Annotated in this window: 6 protein-coding genes; all 6 read left to right on the top strand. The window is 54.0% G+C overall.

The window, feature by feature from the left end:
- The first annotated feature begins 53 nt into the window (after window positions 1-53).
- The 6 genes from RB297_RS26645 (at window position 54) to RB297_RS26620 (ending at window position 12,114) form a co-directional block, all read left to right on the top strand.
- Window positions 54-3,443, top strand: coding sequence for a tubulin-like doman-containing protein (locus tag RB297_RS26645; RefSeq protein ID WP_375121830.1), 3,390 nt, complete (start codon window positions 54-56; stop codon window positions 3,441-3,443).
- 3 nt (window positions 3,444-3,446) lie between these two features.
- A complete protein-coding gene (locus RB297_RS26640) occupies window positions 3,447-5,831 on the top strand; it encodes a transcription initiation factor TFIID (RefSeq protein WP_375121829.1) in 2,385 nt (794 codons plus the stop codon).
- 37 nt (window positions 5,832-5,868) lie between these two features.
- The gene (locus RB297_RS26635; protein WP_015737598.1) at window positions 5,869-7,134 is read left to right on the top strand and encodes a vWA domain-containing protein; all 1,266 of its coding nucleotides are present in this window, start codon (window positions 5,869-5,871) and stop codon (window positions 7,132-7,134) included.
- A 17-nt stretch (window positions 7,135-7,151) separates the two neighbouring features.
- Window positions 7,152-7,793: a beta-mannanase gene (locus tag RB297_RS26630; RefSeq protein ID WP_096776859.1), complete on the top strand. Its 642-nt coding sequence runs from the start codon at window positions 7,152-7,154 to the stop codon at window positions 7,791-7,793.
- 83 nt (window positions 7,794-7,876) lie between these two features.
- Window positions 7,877-9,136 (top strand): hypothetical protein, encoded by a 1,260-nt coding sequence (locus RB297_RS26625; RefSeq protein ID WP_009589557.1) that lies wholly within the window; start codon window positions 7,877-7,879, stop codon window positions 9,134-9,136.
- A complete protein-coding gene (locus RB297_RS26620) occupies window positions 9,136-12,114 on the top strand; it encodes a GAP1-N2 domain-containing protein (RefSeq protein ID WP_375121828.1) in 2,979 nt (992 codons plus the stop codon). Before RB297_RS26625 ends, RB297_RS26620 begins: the two co-directional genes overlap by 1 nt.
- The last annotated feature ends 30 nt before the right edge of the window (window positions 12,115-12,144 follow it).

Below are 12,144 nucleotides of genomic sequence, written 5' to 3'. Positions count from 1 at the left end.
GCGGACTTTTTGAACAAACCTTTTAATGCCATGACCTATCAGGAGGGGAAGTTATGAAACCGGTAGTTAGAGAACATATACAACAGCTTGACGTTTCACTCGGAGGCGGCATTGTCAGCGAGAAAATACGGGTGGATACCATCGACAATCCGATCCTCATCATTGGACTTGGAGGGACGGGGATCGATGCGCTGCTGCGCTTGAAATATCAGATTAACCGCCGTTTCAAGCTGCCGGAGGATCCGTTGTCCAAGAAAAGAATGGACAAGCCGGATAACGTGGAGTTTCTGGCTTTTGAGACCAACGAACAGGATAAGAATAAGCGCTACAAGGGGATCGGACTGGATCCGATCAATGAATTCGTGCTTCTCTCCAATGCCGAGATCGGAGGCCTTCTCCAGAACCGCAGCATCCTGGAGCCTTACATTACGGATTGGCTGTCACCCGAGCTGAGCATTACCGACGGCATGAACGGGGCCGCAGGCGTACGCCAGGCGGGCCGCTTGCTCCTGTTCACGAAGATTACCCAAGTGGTGCAGGCGATCGACAAGAAGATCAAAACGCTGTCGGTCGGCACGAACAAAAAGCTGATGGTCTTCCTGCTGACGGGGCTCTCCGGCGGTACGGGCAGCGGCTGCTTCTTGGACATCGCCTATATCGTCCGCGGCATTATCGAACGCGATCACGGCTCTGCCGGCATCGACCGCGTGAACACGCTCGGCTATCTGTTTACGCCGGATATCAATCTGGCGAACAAAAGCTTGAGCGAGCACACGCGCGAGTACATCAAGAAGAACGGTTATGCCGCGCTCAAAGAGCTGGACTACTGGATGAACGTGGATGCCAGAGGCGAACGGTTCAAGCAGCAGTACGGCAACATTCTGAACGTGAACTCTCCGCTGCCTCCATTTAATCTATGTCATCTGATATCCGCTACGAATACGGAAGGCAAGCTGCTGGAGAATGCCTACGATTACTGCATGAACGTTACCGCGGAGAACATCACGAACTTCATGGCCAGCGAGGAAAAACAGTCCGGCGAAGAATTTGCGATCCATGACTATATCAGCAACATCCGCACCAATATTGCGCAGATGAACAAGGCGTATCCTGCCAATTACGACTACAACATCATCGGCGCATCTTCGGCCGTACTGCCGATCGAAGAGATGACGACGTATCTGGCATACCGCGTCTTCGGCAAAATGCAAACCATGTTCGAGAAAGCGCCGAGCCAGGAGGACGTCGAGAAATTTGCGAGCAAGCTGGGCATCGACCTGGACTCGATGACCAAGAACTTCGAATCCCGCGTACCGGAGCCGCTGCCCGGATACCAGAACAGCGAGCGGCTCAGCTACGCGAACGTGGTGAAGAACCAGGTCATTAATATGGACACGGAGCTGGAACAGAATTTTCTGGCTAGAGCCCGCGAGGAATACATCAAAGCGAAGAAGCAGCTGCCGGGCGAGATCGTGGCTCAGTTCAGCGATCAAATCCGCCGGATGTTCCTGCATCCGCAGCAAGGACCGTTTTACGTATCGCGGTTGATCTATACGGAGAAGGGCTTTAGCCTGCTGAAGATGCTGCTGTCCTACATCGAAGCGCTGCGGGAGAATCTGACCCGCATACCGCGGGACATCGAGTCGGCCAGAGAACAGGCGATCGATCGTCTGGGCGATGCAAAGAGCGCTTTTGTCTCGAAGGACAAGAAGAAAAACATTTATATCGAAGCCAAAATCAACGAATATTGGCTGGAAGCCGATGTGGAACGCACCGAGCAGATGATTGAATTTTACGAGGATTTATACGATCTGCTGAACCAGGAGAATAACCGGATTTATAGCGTATATACGGAGATTCTGAATGCGCTGAATTCGATTTTCGCCAAGAACGGCGACATTCTCGTGAACGGGGAAGAACAGCAGGATCATAAAGGGAACAAGACGTATTACTGGAACCTGGTGAGCGTACCCGACATTTCCGATGTTATCAACAAAATCATGGATCAGAAGGATGTGGACGATCTTATCCGCGATTTCGCCCAGGAGCTGCTGAGTCATGCCAATCGTTGGACCCGGGAGCAGGAAATCGATGTCGTCCGTTCCATTTCGGAGTTTCTTACCGATAAATTCGGCGATCTGATCACCCGTTCGATGGAGGATTTCCTGGTCATGAAATTCGGTCAGGAGGATTCCATCGAAAAATTCGTTGAGCGCAGTATCGCCAGCAAGCTGGATGACGAAGCCGTGCCGGTCTTCCATCTGAGCAACAGCGCAGGCAATCTGTACTTCCCTTCCTGGGGCTTCGTGTCCGTGCCGGTACAGGCACCGAGCATTCTGAAGGGGATTCGCAATTATCAGAACAATTCGGTCGGGAAATCCCATTTCACCGTGAAGGAAAGCGAAGTGAAGAACCGGATCTTCTGGCTGAATACGAAGAACGGCGTGCCGCTGTTCGTCTACACGCCGCTGAAGGTTTATGAGGAGAGCTACGAACGCACGATCATGGACAAGGAAGGCGTTGGACGCCACTTGGTGCAGACGGACCGCAACAATTGGACGTACCTGCCGTCGCCGATTCCCGAAAAATCTTGGGGGGATACCTACGTCAACCCGCGGGTTCAGGAGTACAATGCCCGGGTTCGGTCCGAATTCAGCCAAGCGATTGAGTATAAGGTCGTTATCCAGAAGGACGTTGACCAGAATACGAGCAGCCGTTATGCGGTCGTGTTTACGAAGCCGTTTGACCTGAATGAGCTGCTTCGCGCTTATGATCTGCAGCTCGATAGTCCCAAGCCTAACCTTGGCGAGGTCAAGCGGGCCTGGACCGAACTGAAGCGATTGATGAACGAGGGGCTGGAGCGGGTAGGCTCCAAGGATATTTTCAACAGCATCAACGAGGAAATGGCCAAGGAGAATTTGATCCGTTCTCCGGAAATGATCCGCATCGTCCGGGAAGAGCTGAAGAAATATGCTGCCATCGCGGCCAAAATCACGGAATTCGAGCTCTTGATCAGCGACAATCAGAATGAAGAGAAATGGCTTGATCAATTCATCGAGGCGTTGTACACCGGGACGATCACCAAGAAGGGTGCGCTCTTCGTTTATGATCGCGATCCGGAGGAAGATTCCTGGGAGCCGTTTGCCAACCTGCTGAAAAGCGTGAACGACGTGGAGTATGAAGTCTACAAGCACTTCCGTCAGCTTGATGAGAAAAGCCGCAGCACGCTGCTTCGCAAATCCTCCCGCCGCGATCAGGAGCTGACCGCTTCCGAGGATATTACGCCGCTGCTCACGAAGCTGGAAGAATTGGCCGAACGGTTCCTGGAAACGCGCGACCGGCTGGAATACGAGAAGGTGGAGCTTGCGGACGGCGAAGAGCGGTACCAGTTCTACAGACAGGTATCTTCGAAATTAAATGACATCCGAAGAAGGTTGAAATAGACGATGAGGGAGATTCTTCGCCAGTATGCTGCCGGCTATGCCAAGTCGGAAGAGCAGCTTACCTTGATGGAGGATGATCAGAGCAGCATCCACTACCCGGAGGTATACTTGTTCATTGGCGACAAGACAGCGTCCGCCATCGAACCGATCATGGAAATTCAGGACCGAAAATGGGATAACAGCGCCAGCGTCGTTTATTTTCATGTAGGCACGGACCGGAGCGAAGGACGAGGGCCCCAAGGCCCCGGACTCTCCGGTCGGCTTCACAGGTACCACCTGCAGCTGCCGGTGTCAGACGCCGCATCCAAATCGATGCGGAAGGAGCTGTACCGGAGCTTCTATCAGAACCCGCATTATCTGTCCGGGTTGAATCAAGCGATTCGGAAGTTAAGCCACCATATTTCAGACTTTGGACGCAGCTATGCTTCGTTTGACCGGGTTCATCTGTCTGTCATTACACGGGTCGATGACCCGTTTAATGTATTTATCCCGGAAATTTCATTGCTGGCCGAATCCATATTCCAGCAGTCGTTCAAGTCGGTGCAGATGGATTTGTATGCGCTCATTAATGAAAGGGAGCAGATTGAATCCTACGGTTATGCGAGCTCCGTAGGCGTTGCGTTTCTGCGGGAACTGGAGCTGATGCAGAGCAGGGAATACAGCTTCTCCGCGCCGCTGCAGGTAACGGAGGACGGGCTGACGATTCCGGTCGTCCACCCGGCATCCCCATTGTTTGATCTCGTCTATGTGCTGTCCGACAAGAATGAACGCGGCATCTCGGGTTACGCCGGCATGCAGGATATCTACGATATCATCTGCCACCTGGGCCTGCTCAAGAACCGGAAGCAGAAGGATGAGACCTATGACGGGATCCGAGGCATTTACAACAATACGTCATTCAAAAGCAATATCATGACCGAATCCGGCCGCCAAGGCTTTGTCTCCGCCGGCTTTGCCCGGGTGAAGAGGCCCAATGAGCCGATTGCGCTAACGGTCCTTTACCATCTGTGCCGCGGACTGCTGCTTCGCATGAAGAACAGGCCGGAGCCGGAGGTTCATGAATACCTGGCCTATTTCGGTCTCGACTCGGAGGCCGTAACGGCAAGAGCGGACCGGATGCTGCCGTCCACCGAGCATCTGGACGGACTGAAAGGCATGATGTCGCATCCCGTCAGTTATGCCGGGCTGAAGCGAATGAATATTCGCGAGGCGGAAGAGGCGCTCTTCGGAGATGGCTGCCGGCAGTTTTTTCGCGACAATTACGAGCTGGCGGCCCGAAAGAGACTGAGCGATATGGGCACCGCAGAAGAACTGCATGATGCGCTGCACCGCTCTTTGGCGACTCACCCGCAAATCGGTTGTTATCAAATTGCAGCGTGGACGAGCGATAAGGCCGGAGCGGGCATTGTGCTTGAAGCGGTTCGATCCCGGATCCGGGATCTCGGCAGCTTGCTTAAGACCGAGCAGGACGGACTAAACCGCTATTATGAGGAAAGCGTCGAAAGCCAGCCGTTTAAGAAGCTTCCTTTTCGGGATAAACAGAATGTGCGCCATTTCATTCGATATTTCGTGGGCGAGGTCTATCGGCGCAAATATGAGCTGCTGCAGCTGGAAACGGAGCTTGAGCTCTACAGGCTGTATGAGACGGAGCTTGAACGTATTCACCGTCAGTACAAACAGCAGGCAGGCATGCTGGATCAGCTGGAGGCGGAGCTGCTGGAGGCGGCCCGTTCCAGCATCCGTGCCGCAGACGATTATATCGGCCAGAACCTGATGGAGTATTACGGCCTCGTGACGGAGGAGCTGATGCTGGAGCTGGAGAGCAAGCGCGGCGAAGGCGTGTTCTTCGAGGAACGGTATGTCGGCAATCTCTCCATCGTTACGCATGAAGGGATCGAACCGATCCTGTCGAACATGATCCGGGTCTGTCTGAGGGATCTATTGACGGCAGAGCCGTTCGTGCAGACCTTCGAGGAAGAACTGCTGCGGAGGGCGAACGTCACCATCGACTACCATAACAAGCAGGTGCTGGCCAAGGAAGACCTGTTTCAGGTGTTATACCGGATGCTGGAGGAGAACTCCGTTACGCTGGTCAGGCTGCTTGATTATACGCAGGAGCATCGGTATGAGGAAAAATATTTCTTCGGCGATGCCGACAGCGAATTCGTCCGCTATGCGATCCATGCCGATGAAGCTTTACGGGTGTACAAGCTGGGCATCGTGCACGAGAAGCGCTCCAGCGGGGTCGAGAAGCTGAACCTGATGGGAGGTTTCCATCTGGAGGATCTGATGTATTACCGGAATGGCAGAACCTACTACGAGACCTACACGGCAAATGGTTATGAATTTCATGGCATGGAACCGGCGCAGCTTCCCGAGCTGCGTTAGCGTTCTTCGATTCTGATACAGAGAGTAGGCGTGTATTGTGCAACGAAAATTAAACCCTCTCCTGCTGCTGCTTAGCCTGGTCGGTGGGGGACTCGGATTTGCCATTGGGGAGTTTTTGCTTCGCCAGTGGGGGACAGGGCTTCCTGTCATCGTGGTTACGGGGATTTATTTCGGGATTCTGGCCTTATGCATCGGCTTGGCCTGTTTAATCGCAGAACTGATCTCCCCCCGTTTGAGCGGAAGCTCATGGAGACAGCGGTACACGGGCACATCATGGAAGCTGCTGATTCCATCCACGTTGGTGGCCCTGTTCCTCCTTGGCATGCTGTTTGAATGGGCGTACCAGTTGAACCCGGGCAGCGCCAAGCCCGTGAAGGATATCGTGCTGGTCATTGACAATTCGGGCAGCATGAACGAGACGGACCCGAATCAGGACCGGTACACGGCAGCCAAAAATCTGATCAACCGCATGGATCGGGATAACCGCGTATCCGTGATGGTGTTTGATCATGCAACAACGTTACTGCAGCCGTTCACGCGCGTGAAGAACCAAGAAACCAAGGATGAGATCATTGCGGAAATCGACGGTTTGGCAACGAACGATGGCGGTACGGACATCAGTCTTGCGCTGGAGGATACCATGTCGCATATTCAGGAAAGCCGGGATGCCGGCCGAAGCGCCATGGTCATCATGCTGTCGGACGGATTTAGCGAAACCGACCATGATCGTGTGCTTGCGGAGTACAAACAGCAGCAAATCGCGGTAAATACGATTGGCCTCAGCCTTGTCAACCCGGACGGTGCACAGCTGCTTCAGACGATTGCGGCGGAAACGGGCGGACAATATTACGACGTTCAGCATGCGGAGGATTTGTCTTTCGTTTTCCAGAAAATCTATGACGACGTTGGAGACCGTTCGCTGTTGACGAAACGTACGGGCGCTATGGAAGACAGCGTGTATCATCAGATCGGAAGAATCGCTGCGATGCTGCTCATCGGCGCCGCCATGGGCCTGGCCCTCGGCACGGTGTTTGACAATCGCCATCTTGCGCTGAGCTTCAGCATCGGCGGCGCGGTATCGGGCGTACTGGCAGGCGTGGTTCTGGAATACGGCCTCTCCGGCGAGGAAATCGGGGATGCCTCCGTTCGTCTGATTGCCTGCCTTTTGCTCGCGGGGATCATCGCTTTGTTCACGCTGGTGATTCCGGTTAAGGAGAGCAGCAAGATCATCCGCAACGTGCAGCGGCCGGGCCGAACGGGAAGAGGGCAGCGGCCGAATGATTCAACAAGCCGAGGATTTTAAAGCAGGGGGCGTTCGAGATGCGGTTTAAACATGCGGAGCCCGGAGAATGGGTCATTCAGGGATTAAGCTATCAACTAGACGATGGTTACTGCACGCTCCGCTGGAGCTGGCCGCCGGGTCTTCAAGCGGTATACATCCACCGTGCGATGGACGACGGATTCGGCCAGCCTGCAGGCGATTCGCAGCCAGGCGGGATGCGTCTATACACCCGTGACGAGTATAAGGCGAACAACGGGTACCGCGACCGGCTGGAGGGGATCGGTCAGATCACGTACACGGTCTACGCCTTGTCTTCCGAAGATGGAGAGATGGCGTTAATCAGGCAGGAGGATGAATCGAACCGCATTCGGTTCAGTACCGGCAAAGCGAAACTGGTCTACTCCATTCGCGAAAAAAGCCGCTGGCTGCAGCCCTATAAGACGATCGAAATCCAGGTGACGGCAGAGGTGCCGGTACCGAAGGAAGCTTTATGTTACGTGAAGAAGCAGGGCGCTTATCCGGTCAACAAGGAAGACGGCATCTTGTACCCGTTCGTGACGGATTTTGATGCCGGACGCAACGAATTGCCTGCGATCGAGGTGGGCAAGAACGATTACGTTCGCCTGTTTTTTACGGACGGCAAGAAATACGGACAACGATATGAGCTGGTGTACAGATAGATAGAGACAAAAAGAACACACGGTTAACCATGTGAGCGCATTCGTGTGTATTTTTTCATAGGGTTCAGAGGGAGGTACGAAAGATGGGCATTTTTGATATATTCAAGAAAAAACCGGAGCCGGAGCCAAGGCCGCTGTTCTATGATATTGTCTGCCCTTACTGTTTCAGTAAGTTTGCTCCGAAGGAGGTCGTCTTCCGGGCTGCCCACGACCGCGAGGATGACGAGGATTATGCGCTTGGGGAAGATGAGGAGCTGAATCGGTACCGTGAACGCTTCGGGCTGGATTCGGTGTATGATATCGAAGCGATCATCCGTCCGAGCGACATCCCGGAGGAGCAGCACATTTATTCGGAGCACGTCCTGGTTGGATTGAATGACCGTTACGGCATCGTCACGCGCAGACGGCTGTGCCCGAAATGCCACAATGAGCTGCCGGTTACCGCCGGGAAGGTGCCAAGCAACATTATCTCGATTATCGGTGCTTCGCAAGTGGGCAAATCGGTTTATATGACTTCGCTGATTCATACGCTTCAGCATACGACGGCAGATCATTTCGATGCGGCCTGCATGCCGCTGAATGCCGAGATCAGCCGCAAGTTCCGCACCGGCTATGAGGAGCCGTTGTTTGAACGCGGGGATTTGCTGGCGTCTACGCAGAAGGAGAAAATGCAGGAGCCTTTTATTTTCCAATTCGTGTTCAAGGATGAGTCGAAGCCGCCTTTGACGCTCGTATTTTTTGACGTGGCAGGCGAGGGCATGGTGGATGAGGATTATTTGGGGCTGCACGGACAGCATATCAAGAATTCCGCGGGCATTCTGTTTATGGTGGATCCGCTCCAAATCCGCTCCATTCGGGAAAAAATCCGTTTGAAATTCGGCGATCAGCCCGGGGAGTGGGTATCCCAGTATGATGAGCCGCGGGATGTCGTGCTGACCATGTTCGGCGATTTCATCGCGTATGAGGACAAAGGCAAGACGGATATTCCAACCGCCGTCGTCTTGACCAAGAGCGACATGCTTCACGCGCTTAAGGATGAGGATGGCGAATATGTGAAGCTGAACAGCAATATTTTTAACAATGTGGTGCACCGCAAGTTTTTGAATTTGACCGAGTTTGAAAATATTGACGGCGAAATCCGCCGTTTTATCGAAAAGGTCGACCGTCCGTTCAAAGGGACGATGGATGTGTACTTTTCGAATACCGCCTATTTTGCCGTGTCGGCACTGGGCAGCAACCCTGTCGATCAGAAGCTGCAGAGCGTGGTCAGCCCGATTCGGGTGGATGAACCGTTCATCTGGCTTCTGTACAAGCTGAAGTACATTCAGGGGAGGGAAGACTAGTGCCGGCATTCCCAACCCGAAACATACAGCAGCAGATGTACACCCGTGAGCGGCGAGGCATATTCCGCTCGGCCGAAGGTTTTGACACGGTGGCCCGTTCGTCCGGATTGGAGGCTTCCTTTATTAAAAAGGTACTGCATCCCTTCTGCCAATACGAAGCACCTGCCGAGCTGACGGCGCGCAGTGAACGGGACGCTGCGTCTTATCCGGCTGCCCTTCATCTGTTCCATACCGAATCAGGGGAAACGGTGCTGGGCCGAAGCGTGTTTCAGCCTGCGGATTTCACGGGGCTGCGCAGCGCCTTTTTTACGCATCATTACGTCGTTCCGGAAGGATTCCATCGAGATGATCATAACGCTTACCGGACATGGCTTCAGGTCGCTTTTGCCGATCATTACGATATCGAAGAGGGCGTCGATCTGCCGCAGCTTCCTGCGATTCCGGTACAGGCCGATTCCCGGGCCGCTGTCTCGTCCGAGAGGACGCCGGCCTTGCTGGAGGAGCTCGGGATCAACGAGAAAGTATTCAAGCAGCTGATCTATGCCTGCATATCCGCGGCTGCCGGGAAGAAAAAGGTATACATCGTTCTGGATGTCCCGGTGGAACAGTTGTCCGCGAAGGCGGAGCAGCTGCTCTTTGTGCTGTTTGGCCGATTGCCCTATGCGCTGCGCCGGGTGCTTGGATTCGTAACTTATGCCAAGGAGCCGCAGAGCAAGAAGGGGCTTCATCTCATGTTCGTGGAGAAGGGCAGCCTGCGCCTGAATGACCGGAGCATCGAGAAGGATTATTTGTTTGAGCTCGCAGCAGGCCGGGTCATCAATGCCGATCTGAAATGGTCCAAGCAGCCTTATCTTGATTTTGCTTGGGATACGCTGCTGGACCCGGATCGGTCCGAACGTTTTTTTGCCTTCGCCGAGCTAATGCTTGCGGACATGGAGCCGATACATCAGATCTCGCTGGACAGCTATGATGATTTATGCATGCTGTTCCAGATCGAAGAAGGCCATGAAGGCCTGTACCATGAGCATAAGCATGCCGTACTGCGTGCTTCACTGCTCTATCTGCAGCCGGCAGGCGCCCTGGATGCGAAGCAACGTCTGGATCAGCTGTTTCTTGCCCTGTTTGCCAAGGAGTTCGAGCTCGTCAAAGGCGGGCATGTTCCGGATGCCGCGATCGCGGGATTCCTGAAGAATTATCATGGCATCAATCCCCGGCAGCATAACGATTGGATCGTGGAATATTTTATCCGCTCCTTAAATAATGCCTTATCGAAGCAGCGTCAGGATACGACCATGGCGATTTACGAGCTGCTGGAGAGCAGCCCGTCTTTAAGCCGAGCCTTTTATGCGAGGGTGCTGACCAGTCCGGGGCTGCCGGCGCTGATGTTCGATCCCTACATGAAAACGCGCATGAAGCAAGCGGCAACGCCTGCAGACCTCGTGGATTTGATCGGCTTGTGGGTTCGGAATCACCCTCTCCTGCTGGAGCAGGAGAATTATGTCCGGCTTGCGGAAGCCCAGCTTATCGATAAGCTTCAGCAGGATTCGGATCCGGTGAGAACGGTCAATGCCGTACTGGATCAATTGGATGCGCTGGAACGCGATCCGCAAAAGGGAATCGGCCGTTATCAAGGCGGACGTGCCTTTGCGGACCGGATGATCTATGCAGCCAATCTCTTTCTCTTGCGTGAGCTGGAGCCTGAGCAATTAAGCCAGAAGCAGCTGATGGACATCGGGTTCCTGCAAATGCCGAAGGAGTTCAAAGGCTGGGTAGAGCGGTTCGATTCCCGGATTCGGTCCAAAGCCGCGGTCATGCTGGCCCTTCACCAGTGGTCCGGCCATGAAGAGGTTAGAGCGGAAGTGCTGGCGGAACTCTCGGCAGAGGAACGGGAGCGCACCCAGCATATCATGCGGAAGTGGCTGCAGCATCATGTGGAACCGTCCAATTTCGAGAGCATAACCTTGGCTTTCTGCACGGATATCAATTCCAGTGCGGTAGACTATCGGAGCTTGCTGGATTACTTGCACAGATACGGCAAGAGCCCGGACGTGGTATACCAATATATTCAGTGGTCTGCCGAGCAGCCGGTATTCGTTAGACCGCGCGGACTTGTTCCCGCTTATGCCGCCGCCATCATCGATTATTTCAAAATCCACGACCGCGAAGCCTTTAAAAATAAGGATTACGTAAAAACTTATTTCAGTTCGCCTGCACCCATCCTCAAACCGGTGTATGCGCAGGTTAAGGCCGAGTTGGCTTCGCCGTTGGTGCGATGGTTTCGCCGGCATTCGCGGTTCGTAAAAATCACTTCTTCCTTGCTTGTGGTAATCGTTGTTGCTGGCGCTGCCTTCATGATGATCCAAAACGGCAAAGGTCCCGCGGACGGCGATGCCGATCCGAATCCGGCCGTTACGCCGCCGGTTACGGTACCGCCGGCTTCTTCCGAGACCGTAGACGAGCAGCCTTTATTAACGGCGACGGTGGTGGAGGAAGGCGAGCAGGCGGGATTCACCGAGCTGAATTTCCATTTTAAACAACCGGCGGCTTGCCGGGATTTCAGTGTGGACAAACTACAGATTATAGGCAAGGATGGAAGCACGCTGCTTGAAGCGGCCAGTCCTGAATTATCGCGGGTGTGCGCGGATGAAACCACAGGGGAAGCCGATGCTGCTGATCCGTCAGGATCCGAGACGGATTCATCCGGGAACCAAGCGGATCCGAATAGCGGGACAACAGAAGGGGAAAACACGTCTGATCCTGTTGAAGGTGAGGACGTGGAGTCCTCGGATAACGTCGGTACCACTCCGGCAAACCCGGCTGATACGAGTCAGGTCACCGTGAAGCTGGATCAGGCGCTTGACGTATCCCTAGTCGAGAAGGTCGTAGTGGATGGTGTCGCCTATGAGCTGTCCGACGAAAGCGCGCTTTCGGAAGAGCAAGAGCAGACTCCCGAGAATGAGACGGATGAAGGGGTTTGAATTATAGAACGAGCAGACGAATGATTGTCT

Origin of the sequence: Paenibacillus sp. CR_12, from assembly GCF_041953985.1 — a bacterium.
Classification (GTDB): domain Bacteria; phylum Bacillota; class Bacilli; order Paenibacillales; family Paenibacillaceae; genus Paenibacillus_AQ; species Paenibacillus_AQ lautus_A.
This window is presented reverse-complemented; position numbering and strand designations above follow the sequence as displayed.

Bases quoted from the DNA above. Each gene is read 5' to 3' on its own strand.
- RB297_RS26630 (WP_096776859.1), top strand. From the start codon at position 7,152: ATGCGGTTTAAACATGCGGAGCCCGGAGAATGGGTCATTCAGGGATTA.
- RB297_RS26640 (WP_375121829.1), top strand. From the start codon at position 3,447: ATGAGGGAGATTCTTCGCCAGTATGCTGCCGGCTATGCCAAGTCGGAA.
- RB297_RS26625 (WP_009589557.1), top strand. From the start codon at position 7,877: ATGGGCATTTTTGATATATTCAAGAAAAAACCGGAGCCGGAGCCAAGG.
- RB297_RS26645 (WP_375121830.1), top strand. From the start codon at position 54: ATGAAACCGGTAGTTAGAGAACATATACAACAGCTTGACGTTTCACTC.